Here is a 16,177-nt window from a genome sequence, read left to right as displayed (position 1 = left end):
CGCGTCAACCGCTTTTCGCGCAGTCGTGGCCGTTGAGGGTGAAGTCGTACGGCGGGGAGTTCTTGCCGCGCCAGGAGGCGATGAAGCCGAAGGCGAGGTCGGAGCCCGCGGGGACGGACTTGTTGTAGTCGGCAGCGGTGGCGGTGACGCGGGAGCCGTCCTGGGAGACGGAGGCGTCCCACATCTGGCCGACCCGCTGGCCGTCCCGGAAGGCCCAGGAGACGCGCCAGGAGTCGAGGGCCGCGCTGCTGGTGACGGTGACGGTGGCCTGGAAGCCGTCGGGCCACTGGTTGACGAGGTCGTACTCGACCCGGCAGGCGGGTTCCTCGCTCTCGTCGGGTTCGGTCCGGCCGGTGGGAGAGGAGGTGGTGGGAGAGGAGGTGCCCTGCGGTTCGGTCCGGCGTTCGTCGTTGCCGTCCTCCGGCTCGCCGGGCTTCCCGGTGCGCTTCTCGTCCTCGGAGGCGGTGGCGGCGGGCTTCGAGGTCGCGGGGGGCAGCGAGGGGACGGACGGCAGGGCCGGGTTGGGGTTGGGGTCGGCCACTGGCTGGCGGTCGGCGTCGCCGCGCGCACCGAGGTCGTCCCCGCCGCCGAACGGCATCATCGAGACGCCGAGTGCGAGCGCGGAGACCAGGACGGCGGCGACGAGGAGGCCGTTCCGGGCGACGCGCGCCTTCTGCGTCCCGTCCTCCGGTTCACCGGCCGCCTTGCCCGCCGGGCCGGGACGGCCGGCGCCGAGCCGCACCTCGGCGGCGCGACGGCGGCGCTCCAGGTAGGCGAGCCCGCCCCAGCCGATCACCCCGCCGGCCAGTGCCCCGGGGAGTCCGCCGCCGTGCAGGCGCAGACAGGCGGCGGCTTCGGCGCACTGCACGCAGGTGGCGAGGTGCCGGGAGAGGTCGCCCGGGGCGTCGGCGGCGGAGGAGCGGGTGACGGCGTCCAGCAGCCGGGCGTAGCTGCGGCACTGCGCGTCCATCGGCGTGTCGAGGTGGTTGCGGTGGCAGCGGTCCCGGAACAGGGTGCGCACCTGCTGGAGTTCCTCGGCGGCGGCGTCCGGGTCGAGTCCCAGCCTGCGGGCGACCACGGACAGCGGCAGGGCCTCGACCTCGACCAGCCACAGCAGTTCCGCGTCGGCCTGCTGGAGGTCGCGCAGGCCGCGCAGCGCCAGCGGGCGCCGCAACGGCGGTCCGGTGTAGCGGGCGGCCTTGTCGGAGTTGAGCCACAGGCGCAGGTCGGGGTCGAGCTTGTGGCCCTGGCCCTCCTCCTCCCAGGCCGCGGCCGTGGTGCGTACGGCGGTCAGCAGCAGGGGTATGCGGGGCAGCCGGGCGGGACGGCGGCCGGCGTTCCGGGCCGGGCCGGCTTCGGCCGCGCGGGCCTCACGTGTGCCGTGTGCGAACGCCTCGCGGCCGAGCTGTGCGGCGGCGGTGGAGCCGGACGTGCACAGATCGGCGTAGGCGAGGACCGCGTCCCAGCACTCGGAGAACAGCGCGGCCTCGGCGGCGTCCTGAGGGGTCGGCAGGTCGGGCATGAGTCTCCTGCATCCAAAGCGAGATCAACTCACCACAGCGGCAATGGAGTTGGGGGGAACCTCGCGGCAGGGCAAGAGCTTTTCACGCCTCCCACACAACTGACAAGCGCCCTGTTCAGATGTCAGGACAGGGCGGATGTGCCCCCACGACTCCGGCCTCGGTGTGTCGTACGGACCCGGCCGCCCTGTGACTCAACGCCGTGACGCAATGATGGACGATGTCATCAAAGCGTTATCAGACGGGGGTGTTCGCGTCCGCCGGCAGACTGTCCATGAAGGAGCTGACCGAGAAGACCGCGTTGCCGGCGCCGGGCGGACCGTAGCCGGGAGGCGAGGAGAGACCGAAGTCCTCCATCGTCTGCCGGTAGGCCTGGAGCAGACGGATGTGGTACTCCAGGGGCGCGCCCTGCGGGTTGGCCTTGCCGAGCGGGGTCGTGGGCTCCGGGCACCAGGTGGTGAAGCGGGGCGTGATGCCGTGCGACATGAAGAAGCGCAGGCCCTCGGTGGTGGAGTCGATGGCCTCGTCGACCGAGGTGAAGCCGAACGGCTCGGCCATCTCCACGCCCGCCACGAAGTTGGGGATGACGTTGCGCGCGCCGAAGACCTCGGTCGAGTCGAGGATGCGCTTGTGCCACTCGTCGCGGCCGACGTAGCGCTCCTTGCCGGGGCAGTACATCTTGAACAGGTACTCGTCCCACACCTCGTAGTTGGGGTGGTAGATCTGCACGCCGTAGTCCTTGAAGCGCTGCACGTCGTCCTTGGGCAGCGCCTGGGCGACGACCTTGCCGATCCAGCGGCCCGGGAAGTGCTCCTCGATGGCCTTGGCGTACCGCCCGTAGAAGTCCGCCTCGTCCAGGCCCTGGACCTTCGTGGTGATCGCGCCACCGGTGAGCGTGTACGCGGTGGACGCCTTCGCGGTGTCGTACCTGTCGATGATCTCGAGCGCCTCGAGGACTTCGTCGACGTCCTTCACGCCCGTGTACGGACGGCCCGCCGCCTTGTGCTGGCGCCAGTTGTGGTTGATGTCGCAGTACTGGCACTCCTCCTTGGCGCCGAAGTACTGGCAGACGCGGAACGCGGTCAGGTAGATCAGGTAGCCCCACTGGATGGTCGGGGCCACTTCCATGACCGACTTGCCGTTGGAGAGCTTGTGGCGGTAGTACTCCGGCATGGGGGGCACGCCCACGTCGGCGATGCGCCTGCCGTCGAGGTAGAGGCCGAGCATCCCGTCCTCGCCCGCCGCCACGCGGTACGGCGACGAGGGGTTCACGCGGACCGAGACGACGGTGCGGCGCAGGTCGTAGGGGCCGCCGGTGAGGACGATCTCCTCGGGCGGCCGGCGCAGCGCGGCCTCGCCGAGCTCGGGCAGGGTGCCGTGGTCGAAGGAGAAGATGAAGTACGACTTCGGCTTGACCTCACCGCCCTCGTTGTCGCTGAGGGCCGACGGGTCGAAGGCCACGCCGCCCCGGAGCAGGTCCTCCTTGAAGACGGCCTCCCGCGGAACGTGCGGGAATCGCTCCATCAGATCCTCGACCAGCGCGGTACGGCTGCCGCTGCCCATCCCGTCTCTCCTCCCGGTTCGGACGTACGACTCCTCACGGTATGCCTCCACGAGCACGGGAGCCGCACCGGGGTCCCCGATGCCCTGTTTGTCACCGGCCTGCGCGACCAGCAGCAGGCGAACCGGGCCAGCGCCTGGCCGGTGCCCACCAGTGGCTGCCCGGCCCCCCGGTGCCGTGCCGCGACCGCCCCTGCCGTGGCGGCCGCGAGCACGCCGTCGGTCGCCGCGTAGAAGGTGCCGTGGAGGACCCGGACGGTGGCCGCGGCGGGGAGACCGTGCCAGGGGCCGAGCACCAGGCCGTAACCGAGCAGCAGGAAGACGACGGCCGTGCCCAGCGGCAGCAGCGGGAACAGGTGGGCGGGCAGGCCCTCTTCGCTCTAGAGGAGCAGGTAGAGGCGTCGGGCCCGGTCCAGTGGTGGGCGGGGGTGCGGCACCTGCGGCAGTGATGTCGCCGGGCACGAAGAGCACCAGCACCAGCACGCCTCCGAGCCGCCCCGTCGGCCCGTCAGGCCACGCGTTCCAGGGAGGCCAGGTCGATCGCATGGGCCGGTGGTGCCCCCGCGCACAGGCGCGCGGCCTCCTCGGCGACCGTCAGCCCGAGCCGGGCCAGTTCGTTGCCCTGGGAGCCCGCGAGGTGCGGGGTGAGGAAGGCTCCGGGCAGGTCGTGGAGGGGCGAGTCGGCGGGGAGCGGCTCGGGGTCGGTGACGTCGAGGATCGCGGTCAGGCGCCCGGTGCGCAGTTCCGCCACGAGGGCGTCGTGGTCGACGAGCGCGCCGCGCGCGGTGTTGATCAGCACCGCCCCGTCGGGCATCAGGGTGAGCTCGCGACGGCCGATCAGGTGGTGGGTCTCGGGTGTCTCGGGGGCGTGGACGGTGACGATGTCGCTCGTGCGCAGCAGGTCGTCCAGCGGCAGCAGGGGGACGCCGAGCGCGGCGGCCTCCTGCTCGTCGACGTACGGGTCGGTGAGGGCGGGCCTCAGGTCGAAGGGGCGCAGCAGGTCGAGGACGCGGCGGCCGATGCGGGAGGCGCCGATGACGCCGACCCGGCGGCCGTAGTTGCCGATGCCCGGGAGGACACCCCAGCCGGAGGAGGCGCGGTCTGCGCGCATCCGCTCGCGGGCGGCGAGGATGTCCTTCCCGGCGAGCAGGATCATGGCGAGGGTGTACTCGGCGACCGGCAGCGCGTTGGCCGCGGCGGCCGTGGAGACGGCGATGCCGCGCCGCCAGATGCCGGGGGTGGCGAAGGACTTCACCGACCCGGCCGAGTGCAGCACGGCGCGCAGCCGGGGAGCCGCGTCGAGGACCGCCTCGTCGATCCGGGGGCAGCCCCAGCCGGTGATCAGGATCTCGGTCCGGGCCAGCGCGTCGCGCACGCCCGGGTCGGTGAAGTCCCGCACGACGAGGGCCGGGTCGATGTCCACGGACGCGCGCAGCCGGGCCAGCACCTCGGGCGGGAAGACCTGCGGCACGTTCTCGGGGTCCATGGCGAACAGTGCCTGGGGGCGCTGGCTCAAGGGGGGTGACCTTCCGGCTCGGCGGCACTTGGGGAGGCAGAGCGGGCAGAAACCGCTCTCTACAACATCTCCACGGTAGGCCGAGCCGGGCGGCGGGAGCAATGGACGACCGGCCGAGGTAGGTTCCGGCGGGGGCTCTCCCGGTCCCCGTTGCCTCGGGGAAGGACGACGCGATGAACGGGACCGTGACCAACTGGGCGGGCAACATCACCTACGCGGCCAAGGAGCTGCACCGGCCGGACTCGCTCGTCGCGTTGCGCACGCTCGTCTCGGACAGTGACCGGGTGCGGGTCCTGGGCAGCGGACACTCGTTCAACGAGATCGCCGAGCCGGGCGCCGAGGGGGTTCTGCTGTCGCTGGCAGGCCTGCCGCCCGAGGTGGACGTCGACACGGTGGCCCGGACGGTCCGGGTCGGTGGTGGCGTGCGCTACGCGGAGCTGGCCCGCCGGGTGCACGGCCAGGGTCTGGCATTGCACAACATGGCGTCCCTGCCGCACATCTCGGTGGCCGGGTCGGTCGCGACCGGCACCCATGGCTCGGGGGTGCTCAACGGGCCGCTCTCGGCGGCGGTGCGCGAGGTGGAACTGGTCACCGCCGACGGCTCGACGGTGACCATAGGCCGGGACGAGGAGCGGTTCGGCGGGGCCGTGGTCGCGCTGGGCGCGCTGGGCGTCGTCACCGCGCTCACCCTCGACCTGGAGCCGGCCTTCGAGGCCGAGCAGCACGTGTTCACCGAACTGCCGCTTCAGGGGCTGGACTCCGGGACGTTCGAGACGGTGGTGGCGACGGGCTACAGCGTCAGCCTTTTCACCGACTGGCGTGCGCCGGGCTTCCGGCAGGTGTGGCTCAAGCGCCGCACCGACCAGCCGCTGCCCGCCTTCCCCTGGGCCGCTCCCGCCACGGAGAAGATGCACCCCGTACCGGGCATGCCCGCGCTCAACTGCACCGAGCAGTTCGGCGTGCCGGGTCCCTGGCATGAGCGGCTGCCGCACTTCCGGGCGGAGTTCGTCCCGAGCAGCGGGGCGGAGTTGCAGTCGGAGTACCTGCTTCCGCGCGGGCACGCGATCGAGATGCTGCACGCGCTGGACGCGCTCCGCGGGACGGTCGCCCCCGTCCTCCAGACCTGCGAGATACGCACGGTCGCCGGCGACGACCAGTGGCTGAGCCCCTCCTACGGCCGGGACACCGTGGCGGCACACTTCACCTGGGTCGAGGACACCGAGGCGGTGCTGCCGGTGGTGCGCCGGGTCGAGGAGGCGCTGGCCCCCTACGGGGCGCGGCCGCACTGGGGGAAGGTGTTCACCGTGCCCGCGTCCGTCCTGCGCGGACTGTATCCGCGGCTGGGCGACTTCCGGTCCCTCAAGCGGGAGTTGGACCCCCGCGGGAAGTTCACGAACGCCTTCGTGCGGCAGGTGCTCGCGGAGGCGTAGCCGGACGGCCCGCGGGTCAGGAGACGCACAGCCAGGTCGTGGCGTGCGGTCCCGGGGGCGGGCCTCGACGTCTGGCCGGAGGGTCAGGCCGTGGCGTGCGGCAGGCCGCGGGGGCCGGGGGTCGTGACGCGGTCGACCTCGTCCTTGACGAGCAGCGACAGCAGCGACGCCACGGTCAGCCCGGCCTCGGCGGGGTGACGCAGCACCTTGCCGGGGTCGATCCGGTACGTGTTGGTGCGGCCCTCCCGGGTGTGGGAGAGATAGCCGTCCTGCTCCAGGTCGGCGATGATCTTCTGCACGGCGCGCTCGGTGAGCCGGCAGTGGGCCGCGATGTCCCTGATACGGGCGCTGTGGTTGTCGGCGATGGCCGCCAGCACCCGGGCATGGTTGGTGACGAACGTCCATCCGGTGTGTGGCTCGGGCACTCCATCCATACCCCAAACTCTACCGACCTCAGGTACACGCTTTCAAAAACACGTACTTCGTTTCATGTATCAGTTGACGGGTGTGGGGTACAGAAGCGAGGGTGGAAAGCGGAGGCAGGGCGAGCGGACGAGGGAGAACAGGGCCATGCCGGAGCCTGCGTACTCTGCGCGGTCTCACGCGCAGGAGGATGCCGCCCCCACGGCGGGCGACGACGCACCAGAGGCGCTTCCGCCGTGCATGGCGACCATGGACGTCGTACCGGACGGCGACCGGATGTCCGTGACCCTGTGGGGGGAACTGGACCTGGGAAGCCGACGCCTCCTGCCGGATCTGCACGACATCCTCACGCTGTCGGACAGCGGCGTCGACCTGCACCTCAACGCGGTCGGGTTCTGCGACTGCTCCGGGGTCAACATGCTGCTCGACCTGCGCATGCGCGCCCTGGACCAGGGCAAGTCGGTCACCGTCCGCTCCGCCGGCCGCGCGGTCGGGCGCGTCCTCGAACTGACCGGCATGACGGAGCTGTTCACGGCGCCCGTCCCGCAGACGCTCCCGGCGGTCCCCGCGCAGGCCGACGGCGACCGGGAGCTGCGTACCGAGGTGGCCCAGTTGCGACGGGCGATGGAGACGCGGCCGACCATCGACCTGGCCCGCGGCATCCTGATGGCGTCCTTCGGCCTGAGCCCCGAGGCGGCCTGGAGCGTGCTGGTCAGGACGTCCCAGAACACCAACACCAAGCTGCACCACCTGGCCCGCGACCTGGTCGGCACCGTGCGCGGCAGCACACTGCCGGAGCGGGTGCAGCAGCAGCTCGCGGCGGCCGTCGCCGGAGCGGGCACGCCCGACGACGACCCCGCGGGTCGCCCGTCCGGCTGAGCCTCCCTCCAGGGGGACTGACGCACCGGCCGTCACCCGACCCGGGCATCATGGTCAGGCCATGCCCGGCCACTCTCGCCCCTCACCAGGAGCGCACTTTATAAAGCCCCTTTCCAAACCCCTTGTCGAAAGTCCCCGGCAGCCCATAGCCTTGCGCCGCGCCGGTGCCGACCTCGACCCGGCCAGGGCCGGTCTGGGAAGGAATGGGGCACCCGGTGAAGCGCACATCACGTGACATCCGCACCGCCAACCGCTACGAGGTGCTGCGCCAGATCATCGCCGAGTCACCCACCTCCCGGCAGGAGCTGGCGGCCGCCACCGGCCTCAGTCTCGCCACGGTGGCCACACTCGTCGGCGAGCTGCTGGACCTGGGCATGATCACGGAGGTCGGCTTCGAGGACTCGGCCGGCGGACGCCCCCGGGGCCTGGTCGCGGTCAACACCTCGGGCGGTGCGCTGATCGGCGTCGACATCGCCGAGACCTACGTCCACGTCGAGCTCTTCGACCTGGGGCTGAACGTGCTGGCCCGCGCCGAGGAGGACGTCCGCGCGAGTGAGAGCCTGCCCGAGCAGGTGGTCGGCCATGTGGCCACCGCCGTCGGCTCGGTGGTCACCCAGGCCGGCATCGAGGGCGCCCGGGTGCTCGGGGTCGGCGTGAGCGTGCCGGGACAGGTGGACCGCGCCACCGGCGTCTCGGAGTACGCGCCCAACTGGGACTGGCACGCCGTACCGCTGCTGGACCTGCTCACCGAGCACATCGCCTACCCCCTGTACCTGGACAACCCGCTGCGTGCCGCCGCGGTCGCCGAGCTGTGGTTCGGGGCCGCACGCGGACGGAGCAACGCCGTGGTGGTCAACCTCGGGACCGGGGTGGGCGCCGGGCTCGTCCTGGGCGGCGGGCTGCACCGCGGCGTGAGCAACAGCGCGGGTGAGTGGGGCCACACCACGATGGTGCTGGACGGGCGGCTGTGCCGGTGCGGCAACCACGGCTGCGTGGAGGCCTACGTCGGCGCCCGCGGCATCATGATGAACCTGCGCGAACTCAGCCCCGACAGCGCGCTGCTGCACCCCGAGGACCAGACGGCGACCATCGACGCGCTGGCCCGCGGAGTCGCGGCGGGCGACCCGGTGGCGCGCCAGGTCGTCCACGAGACCGCCCGGTACCTGGGCGCCGGCGTCGCCGACCTGGTCAACCTGTTCAACCCCGAGATCGTCGTGCTGAGCAGCTGGGTCGGCATCGCCCTGGGTCAACCGCTGCTGCACGAGGTGCGCGAGGCCGTGACCCGGCACGCGCTGCCACGGCCGTTGGCCGCCACCGAGATCGTCCTCTCCCCGATCCCCACCGACCCCGTGTGCCTGGGCGCGGCGACGCTCGCGCTCGAAGGCGCACTGCAGGCCGTCGGGCAGAAGAACGGCAAACGCACCGCCCCCGTGAGGAGCCGAACCCGAACCACCGCCACGCCACCCTCGTAGCGGCGGAAGCACCTCCTCCACCACCCCCACTTGTTCGAAATCACGAACCGGACACAACGCTTCGAACAGACTTCGTCCAACCCCTTGCCGAAGCCTTAGCCGAAGCTCTAGCGTCCCGCACCGCACCCTCTCTTTGAGCCATCTGGCGCGAGCCCCCGGGCCGTGAGCCATCAGGCAGTGAGCCGCAGAGCCGCAGCCGCACTCGAGACAAGGACGTCAGCATGTCGGCATCGAGCAACATGAACTGGGACCGCCGAAACGTACTGCGGGCCGCGATGGGCCTGGCCGCCGCCGGCGGGCTGACCGCGTGCGGCAGCAACACCGGACGCAGCGGCGGAGGTTCGGGCGACGCCCTCGTCCAGTACTTCCACGCGTACGGCGAGGCCGGCGTCGAGCAGGCCGTGAAGCGGTACGCGAAGGCCTACAAGGACGCCAACGTGGCCACCCAGTGGATCACCGGCAACAACTACGAGCAGAAGCTCTTCGCCGCGCTGCTCACCAAGAACGCGCCGGACGTCTTCGAGTTCCACCCGCAGATCCAGATGGTCAAGAGCGGTCAGGTGGCCGACCTGAGCGACATCATCGATCCGGTCAAGGACGACTTCAACCCGGCCGACATCAAGTCGCACACGGTCGACGGCAAGATATACGGCGTCCGGATGATCGACGACCCGCAGTTCCTCTTCTACCGGCCCTCGCTGTTCAAGAAGGCCGGAGTCCAGGTTCCGACCACGCTGGAAGAGCTGATCGAGGCTGCCGACAAGCTGACCACGAGCAAGGTCAAGGGCCTCTTCCTCGGCAACGACCTGACGTCGATCGACCGCCCGCTGATCTGGTCGGCCGGTGCCGACACGCTCACCGCCGACAACAAGCCCGCCTTCAACACCGACGCCGTCGCCGACGGCCTCAAGCAGCTGCGCGGTCTCTTCACCAGCGGCAACCTGCTCCTCGACGCCCCCGCCGACTCGTGGGACCCGTCGGCCCTCATCCAGGGCCTCACCGCGATCCAGTGGTGCGGCATGTGGGCCATGCCGGCCATGCAGAAGGCGCTCGGCGACGACATCGGCATCTTCCCGTTCCCGAAGGTCGGCTCGGCCGGCAAGCAGTCGGTCTACAACGGCGGCTGGTCGATGTTCGTCAACGCCAAGGGCAAGAACGTCGAAGCGGCCAAGGAATACGTCAAGTGGCTGTGGATCGACCAGAAGAAGTACCAGGAGGACTTCGCCACCTCCTACGGCTTCCACATCCCGCCGCGCACCTCGCTCGCCGCGTCCGCGACCAAGCTGAAGTCCGGTCTGCCGGCCGAGGGCGTGAAGCTCTTCAACGAGTTCGGGCACTTCGACAACATCGGCTGGACGCAGGCCATGATCGCCGCGTTCTGGGACGTGATCGCCAACACCGTCCGCAAGAACGGCGACCCCAAGGCCGCGCTCGACGCCTGTGAGAAGAAGGTCAACGCCGAACTCAAGAAGCTCTTCGGTTAGGCCACCGGACGGATCTCGACATGTCGACCACCACCACACGCGGGGTCGCCCAGCCCGCCCCGGCCAAGGTCTCCAAGACCCGGCCGCGGCGGGGCCTCGGGGCGAGCAGCACCTTCAACTTCTGGCTCTTCACCGGGCCCTTCCTGATCGGCCTGGTGATCTTCGTCTTCGTGCCCATCGGCTGGAGCGTCTGGCTCAGCTTCTTCGAGGCACGCTTCACGGTCACGCCGAGCGAGTTCGTCGGCTTCGACAATTACAAGCAGATCCTGACGGACACGAACTTCCAGAACTCCCTCGTCACGTTCACCGTGTTCGCCGCGTTCATCGTGCCCGCCACCTGGGCCCTGTCCCTCGGTCTGGCGCTGCTGGTCAACCGGCTGCGCTTCATGCGGGCATTCTTCCGGTCGGTGTTCTTCCTGCCGACCGCGGTCAGCTATGTCGCCGCCGCGCTGATCTGGAAGATGTCCATCTTCAACGGCGTCCGCTTCGGCCTCGCCAACACCGTCCTGGGCTGGGTGGGCATCGACAACATCGCCTGGCTGGCCAACCCCGATCCGCCCTGGTACTGGCTGGTCATCGTCACCGTCCGTCTGTGGCTCCAGTCGGGCTTCTACATGATCCTCTTCATCGCGGCGCTGCAGAACATCCCGCAGGAGCTGTACGAGGCCGCCGCCATCGACGGCGCCAAGCCGGGCTGGCAGACCTTCCGGCACATCACCCTGCCGCAGCTCAGGGCCACCTCCACCGCGGTGATCCTGCTCCTGCTGATCGCCGCCTACCAAGCCTTCGACGAGTTCTTCAACCTGCTCGGCAAGGCCACCTGGGGCCAGCCCCCGCTGGTCGAGCTCTACAAGATGGCCCTCGGCCAGAACCAGAACTACGGCGTGGGCAGCGCGGGCGCCGTCGTCCTGACCCTGCTCATCTGCGCCGTGACCCTGCTCCAGGGCAAGTTCATGGGCTTCGGAAGGGGTGAGGAGTCCAAGTGACCACCACAGCACCCGACGTCAGGAAGGCGCCCAGGCCGGCCAAGGCCAAGCGTGGCGGCGTCATCGGCAACACCGGTCTGTACATCGCGACCGGCGTCGCGGCCCTCCTCTTCCTCGTCCCCTTCTACCTGATCATCCGCAACTCGCTGATGACAGACCCGGAGATCACGGGCGAGGAGTGGAAGTGGTTCCCCACCGCCATCCAGTGGGGCAACTTCAGCGAGCCCTTCGACGACGTCACCGTCGACTTCGCCCGGTCCCTGTGGAACTCCGTGGTCGTCGCCGTCCTGCACACCGCAGGCATTCTGCTGATCTGCTCGATGGCCGGATACGGTTTGGCCCGGATCCCCTACAAGCACGCCAACAAGGTGTTCTACGCCGTCCTGGCCACGCTGATGGTTCCCACGGCCGTCACCTTCGTGCCCAGCTTCGTTCTGGTCTCGTCCCTCGGCTGGGTGGACAGTTACCGGGGTCTCATCATCCCGGGCCTGTTCAGTGGTTTCACCTGCTTCCTGTTCCGGCAGTACTTCCTGGGGTTCCCGAAGGAGCTGGAGGAGGCGGCACGCGTGGACGGGCTCGGCTACTGGGGCGCGTACTGGCGGATCGTCGTACCCAACTCGCTGAACTTCTTCGCGGCCATGGCGACGATCACCTTCATCAACGGCTGGAACTCCTTCCTGTGGCCCCTGGTCATCGGACAGGATCCGAGTGCCTGGACCGTCCAGGTGGCCTTGTCGTCATATATGACGAACCAGACCGTCAACTACCACCTGATCTTCATGGCCACCGCCATCTCGATCCTGCCCCTGATCTTCGTCTTCCTCTTCCTCCAGCGCTGGCTGGTCCAGGGGATCGCGCAGACCGGTATCAAGGGCTGAGCTAGGAGACCGATGTCTTTCCGCACCACCCCGTCCGTCGACTACGTCGAGGACGTCTCCCCGGGCAGCGGGGCCCTGCCGCCCCGTGCCTGGTACGCCGCCTCGGACGCCACGTCCCTGTCGCTGAACGGCAGCTGGCGCTTCCGGCTGTCGGCGACGGTCGACGCCGAGGACGACTCGTTCGCCGGCGAGGGCTTCGACGCCGGGAACTGGGCCGAGGTCACGGTCCCCGGGCACTGGGTCCTCCAGGGCGACGGGGCGTTCGGGTCCCCGATCTACACCAACCACCTCTACCCCTTCCCGGTGGACCCGCCGTACGTCCCGACGGAGAACCCGACCGGTGACCACCTGCGCGTCTTCGACCTGCCGGCCGACTGGCCGGCGGACGGCGGCGCGGTGCTCCGGTTCGACGGGGTCGAGTCCTGCGCCCGGGTCTGGCTGAACGGCACGGAGCTCGGTGAGTTCAAGGGCTCCCGGCTGCCGCACGAGTTCACGGTCGGGCACCTGCTGAAGCCGGGCGGCAACGTCCTGGCGGTGCGTGTCCACCAGTGGTCGGCGGGGTCGTACCTGGAGGACCAGGACCAGTGGTGGCTGCCGGGCATCTTCCGTGACGTGACGTTGCTGCACCGCCCGGCGGGCAGCGCGGGCGACTTCTTCGTGCACGCCTCGTACGACCACACCACGGGTGAGGGCACCCTGCGCGTCGACTCCGACGTCGACGGGCGGGTGACCGTCCCGGCCCTGGACATCGATGTCGCGACCGGCGAGTCGGTGACGGTCGCGGTCGAGCCGTGGACCGCCGAGACGCCGAAGCTGTACGACGGTGTGCTGGCCACCGAGGGCGAGCGGGTGCCGCTGCGGATCGGTTTCCGTACGGTCGTCCTGGAGGACGGCCTGATCAAGGTCAACGGGAAGGCCGTCCTCTTCAAGGGCGTCAACCGGCACGAGTGGCACCCCGAGCGGGGCCGTGCGCTCGACCTGGAGACCATGCGCGAGGACGTGCTGCTGATGAAGCGGCACAACCTCAACGCCGTGCGCACCTCGCACTACCCGCCGCACCCGGCCTTCCTGGACCTGTGCGACGAGTACGGTCTGTGGGTCATCGACGAGTGCGACCTGGAGACCCACGGCTTCGTCGAGCAGGACTGGCGGGACAACCCGGTCGACGACGACCGCTGGACCCCGGCCCTGCTGGACCGGGCCGCACGCATGGTCGAGCGGGACAAGAACCACCCGTCCGTCGTGTTCTGGTCGCTGGGCAACGAGGCCGGCACCGGGCGCGGCCTCACCGCCATGGCCGAGTGGATCCACGAGCGGGACCCCGAGCGGCTGGTGCACTACGAGGGCGACTGGAACTGCCGCGACACGGACGTGTACTCGCGGATGTACGCCTTCCACGACGAGGTCGACAAGATCGGGCAGCGGCTCGACGGCGGTACGCGGGGGCGCCGGGAGCTGCCGTTCATCCAGTGCGAGTACGGGCACGCGATGGGCAACGGGCCGGGCGGTCTCGCCGACTACCAGGAGCTGTTCGAGAAGCACGAGCGGCTCCAGGGCGGGTTCATCTGGGAGTGGATCGACCACGGTGTCCGGCATGCCGAGCTGGGCTACGCCTACGGCGGTGACTTCGGCGAGGAGCTGCATGACGGCAACTTCGTGTGCGACGGGCTGGTCTTCCCGGACCGTGCGCCGTCGCCGGGCCTGATCGAGTACAAGAAGGTCATCGAGCCGGTCCGGATCGGGGGCGACGGCACGAGCGGCACTGTGAGGATCACCAACAAGCAGGACTTCGCGGACCTGTCCGCGCTGGCCTTCGAGTGGTCCTGCCAGGTGGACGGTGAGACCGTCGAGTCGGGTTCGCTGGCGGTGCCGGTCCTCGCCCCGGGCGAGAGCGCCGAGGTGAAGCTGCCGGAGCCGCCCGCGGACGGCCGGGGCGGCGAGCGGCAGTGGACGGTGCGGGCGCTGCTCGCGGCCGACACGGCCTGGGCCGCCAAGGACCACGTCGTGGCGTGGGGGCAGTTCGCCGTCGCGGCGCGGCCGCTGCCGGTCGTCCCCGCGACCGACCGGCCGGTGCGAGGCGACGACCGGATCACGCTCGGCCCGGCCGAGTTCGACGCGCGCACCGGTGCGCTGCGGTCGATCGGCGATGTGGCGGTGAGTGCGCCACGGCTGGACGTGTGGCGGGCGCCGACCGACAACGACGACGGCGCGGAGTGGCAGACCGACACCCGCTACGGGATGCTCTGGCGCACGCTCGGCCTGCACCGGATGCGGCACCGCCTGGTCTCGGTCGAGGCGGGCGAGGACGCGCTGACGGTCCGGACCCGGGTGGCGCCCGCCGCCCGTGAGGTCGGCCTGGACACGGTGTACCGCTGGACGTCCGACGGCGAGCGGCTGCGGCTGACCGTCTCGGTGACACCGGAGGGCGACTGGACCGTGCCGCTGCCCCGGCTGGGTGTGCGGTTCGGGCTGTCCGAGGCCGACTCGGTGGAGTGGTTCGGCGGCGGCCCCGGGGAGGCGTACCCGGACACCAGGACGGCGTCCATGGTGGGTCGCTGGCAGTCGACCGTGGACGGGCTGCAGACGCCGTACGTCCGCCCGCAGGAGAACGGCGCCCGCGCCGACGTCCGCTGGGTGGAGCTCGGCGGGCTGCGGATCGAGGGCGACCCGGAGTTCTGGTTCACCGCGCGTCGCTGGACGACCGAGCAGCTGGAGGCGGCGCGGCACCGCACCGACCTCACGCCCGGCGACACGGTGTGGGTCAACCTCGACCACGGGCAGCACGGCATCGGCTCGCAGTCCTGCGGCCCGGGCCCGCTGCCGCAGTACTTCCTGAAGGCGGAGCCGGCGGAGTTCTCGTTCGTGTTCTCGGCCGCCCGGTAAGAAGACCGCAAGGTAAGAAACCGATTAATCGATTGACCAATTGATCGACATTCCGACAGTGTCGGGACGTCATCCGCGGCCGGTCGGCCCTCGCAGCCGACCGGCCGCGACTGCTTTCACCACGAACCACAAGGAAGCCGGTGGGTCGGTTGAATGTCGCCATCGAGGTCCGCGGGTTGTCCCGGACCTTCCACACCACTGTCCGCCGCCCCGGTTTCCTGGGCGCCGTCCGCTCGCTCGTCAACCCCGAACGGGTGGCGAAGCACGCCGTCTCCGACATCACCTTCGACGTGGCGCCGGGCGAGCTCCTCGCCCTGCTCGGACCGAACGGGGCCGGCAAGTCCACCACCATCAAGATCCTGACCGGCATCCTCACCCCCACCTCCGGTGAGGCCCGGGTCGCGGGCGTCGTGCCGTATCAGGAGCGCGAGCGCAACGCCCGGAACATCGGCGCGGTGTTCGGGCAGCGCACCCAGTTGTGGTGGGACCTGCCGGTGCGCGAGTCGTTCGCGATCCTGCGGGACATCTACGAGGTGCCGAAGGCCGAACACGCGGCCCGGCTCGAGGAGTTCGACGACATCCTGGAGCTGTCGTCCTTCTGGGACACCCGGGTCCGCCACCTCTCTCTCGGGCAGCGGGTGCGCAGCGATCTGGCCGCCGCCCTGCTGCACGACCCGCCGGTGGTGTTCCTCGACGAGCCGACCATCGGCATGGACGTGGTGGTCAAGGAGCAGGTGCGGGAGTTCCTGCGGCACCAGGTGGAGCAGCGCGGCCGTACGGTCCTGCTGACCACTCACGACATGACGGAGGTCGAGCGGCTCGCCGAGCGGGTGGTGCTGGTCAACCACGGCCGGCTGATGCTGGACGGCACCCTCGACGAGATCCGCCGGAAGTTCGGCTCGACCTGGCAGGTGCGGGCCACCCTCGCCGACCCGCACACCGAGGTCGTTCCGCCGCCCGGGACCGCACTGCTGCGCCATGAGGGCGCGCAGGTCGTCTTCGGCCCCGACGGGCCCGGAGCGCCCACCGTCCACCAGGCGCTCAAGGCGGTCATCGAGCGGTACGAGGTGACGGACATAGCGCTGGACGAGGCGGACCTGGAAGACGTGATGCGGGCCGCGTACGTGCACGTCGGGGAGGCCTGAG

The 16,177-nt window shown here is 70.4% G+C and carries 12 protein-coding genes and 1 pseudogene; 8 read left to right on the top strand and 5 right to left on the bottom strand.

Annotated features, from left to right (window positions below):
- Nucleotides 1-4: 4 nt before the first annotated feature.
- The 4 genes and pseudogenes from ABZ016_RS25970 to ABZ016_RS25955 all read right to left on the bottom strand — a co-directional run bounded on the left by ABZ016_RS25970 (nucleotide 5) and on the right by ABZ016_RS25955 (nucleotide 4,596).
- Entirely contained in the window at nucleotides 5-1,522 is a 1,518-nt protein-coding gene (locus ABZ016_RS25970; protein ID WP_356919087.1) for a cellulose-binding domain-containing protein, read from the bottom strand.
- Between the two features lie 235 nt (nucleotides 1,523-1,757).
- The gene (locus ABZ016_RS25965) at nucleotides 1,758-3,083 is read right to left on the bottom strand and encodes a radical SAM protein (protein ID WP_356919086.1); all 1,326 of its coding nucleotides are present in this window, start codon (nucleotides 3,081-3,083) and stop codon (nucleotides 1,758-1,760) included.
- A 113-nt stretch (nucleotides 3,084-3,196) separates the two neighbouring features.
- Nucleotides 3,197-3,478: pseudogene (locus ABZ016_RS25960) on the bottom strand (MFS transporter); the annotation flags it as partial.
- 110 nt (nucleotides 3,479-3,588) lie between these two features.
- Nucleotides 3,589-4,596: a hydroxyacid dehydrogenase gene (locus tag ABZ016_RS25955; RefSeq protein ID WP_356919085.1), complete on the bottom strand. Its 1,008-nt coding sequence runs from the start codon at nucleotides 4,594-4,596 to the stop codon at nucleotides 3,589-3,591.
- A gap of 173 nt (nucleotides 4,597-4,769) precedes the next feature.
- Here ABZ016_RS25955 and ABZ016_RS25950 point away from each other — a divergent pair, with 173 nt between their 5' ends.
- Entirely contained in the window at nucleotides 4,770-6,026 is a 1,257-nt protein-coding gene (locus ABZ016_RS25950) for a D-arabinono-1,4-lactone oxidase (RefSeq protein WP_356919084.1), read from the top strand.
- Nucleotides 6,027-6,109: 83 nt separating this feature from the next.
- Here ABZ016_RS25950 and ABZ016_RS25945 read toward each other — a convergent pair whose 3' ends face one another.
- Complete coding sequence (locus ABZ016_RS25945; RefSeq protein ID WP_356919083.1) at nucleotides 6,110-6,460, bottom strand: helix-turn-helix domain-containing protein; 351 nt, start codon at nucleotides 6,458-6,460, stop codon at nucleotides 6,110-6,112.
- 229 nt (nucleotides 6,461-6,689) lie between these two features.
- Here ABZ016_RS25945 and ABZ016_RS25940 point away from each other — a divergent pair, with 229 nt between their 5' ends.
- From ABZ016_RS25940 to ABZ016_RS25910, 7 genes are all read left to right on the top strand, one after another.
- The gene (locus tag ABZ016_RS25940) at nucleotides 6,690-7,328 is read left to right on the top strand and encodes an ANTAR domain-containing protein (protein ID WP_356919082.1); all 639 of its coding nucleotides are present in this window, start codon (nucleotides 6,690-6,692) and stop codon (nucleotides 7,326-7,328) included.
- A gap of 215 nt (nucleotides 7,329-7,543) precedes the next feature.
- Entirely contained in the window at nucleotides 7,544-8,800 is a 1,257-nt protein-coding gene (locus tag ABZ016_RS25935) for an ROK family transcriptional regulator (RefSeq protein ID WP_356919081.1), read from the top strand.
- 221 nt (nucleotides 8,801-9,021) lie between these two features.
- Nucleotides 9,022-10,284 (top strand): sugar ABC transporter substrate-binding protein, encoded by a 1,263-nt coding sequence (locus tag ABZ016_RS25930; RefSeq protein ID WP_356919080.1) that lies wholly within the window; start codon nucleotides 9,022-9,024, stop codon nucleotides 10,282-10,284.
- Between the two features lie 20 nt (nucleotides 10,285-10,304).
- A complete protein-coding gene (locus tag ABZ016_RS25925; RefSeq protein ID WP_356919079.1) occupies nucleotides 10,305-11,270 on the top strand; it encodes a sugar ABC transporter permease in 966 nt (321 codons plus the stop codon).
- Nucleotides 11,267-12,148 (top strand): carbohydrate ABC transporter permease, encoded by an 882-nt coding sequence (locus ABZ016_RS25920; RefSeq protein ID WP_356919078.1) that lies wholly within the window; start codon nucleotides 11,267-11,269, stop codon nucleotides 12,146-12,148. The genes ABZ016_RS25925 and ABZ016_RS25920 overlap by 4 nt, the downstream gene beginning before the upstream one ends.
- Nucleotides 12,149-12,160: 12 nt before the next feature.
- Nucleotides 12,161-15,031 (top strand): glycoside hydrolase family 2 TIM barrel-domain containing protein, encoded by a 2,871-nt coding sequence (locus ABZ016_RS25915; protein ID WP_356919077.1) that lies wholly within the window; start codon nucleotides 12,161-12,163, stop codon nucleotides 15,029-15,031.
- 149 nt (nucleotides 15,032-15,180) lie between these two features.
- Nucleotides 15,181-16,176: an ATP-binding cassette domain-containing protein gene (locus ABZ016_RS25910; protein WP_356919107.1), complete on the top strand. Its 996-nt coding sequence runs from the start codon at nucleotides 15,181-15,183 to the stop codon at nucleotides 16,174-16,176.
- The last annotated feature ends 1 nt before the right edge of the window (nucleotide 16,177 follow it).

This window comes from Streptomyces sp. NPDC006372, assembly GCF_040612515.1.
In the GTDB taxonomy this organism is placed as follows: domain Bacteria; phylum Actinomycetota; class Actinomycetes; order Streptomycetales; family Streptomycetaceae; genus Streptomyces.
Note: the sequence above shows the minus strand (reverse complement) of the source record. Positions and strands in the feature narration are given on the sequence as shown.

Coding starts and splice junctions, on each gene's coding strand:
- ABZ016_RS25970 (WP_356919087.1), bottom strand. CDS start 1,522: ATGCCCGACCTGCCGACCCCTCAGGACGCCGCCGAGGCCGCGCTGTTC.
- ABZ016_RS25965 (WP_356919086.1), bottom strand. CDS start 3,083: ATGGGCAGCGGCAGCCGTACCGCGCTGGTCGAGGATCTGATGGAGCGA.
- ABZ016_RS25950 (WP_356919084.1), top strand. CDS start 4,770: ATGAACGGGACCGTGACCAACTGGGCGGGCAACATCACCTACGCGGCC.
- ABZ016_RS25945 (WP_356919083.1), bottom strand. CDS start 6,460: ATGGATGGAGTGCCCGAGCCACACACCGGATGGACGTTCGTCACCAAC.
- ABZ016_RS25940 (WP_356919082.1), top strand. CDS start 6,690: ATGGCGACCATGGACGTCGTACCGGACGGCGACCGGATGTCCGTGACC.
- ABZ016_RS25930 (WP_356919080.1), top strand. CDS start 9,022: ATGTCGGCATCGAGCAACATGAACTGGGACCGCCGAAACGTACTGCGG.
- ABZ016_RS25925 (WP_356919079.1), top strand. CDS start 10,305: ATGTCGACCACCACCACACGCGGGGTCGCCCAGCCCGCCCCGGCCAAG.
- ABZ016_RS25915 (WP_356919077.1), top strand. CDS start 12,161: ATGTCTTTCCGCACCACCCCGTCCGTCGACTACGTCGAGGACGTCTCC.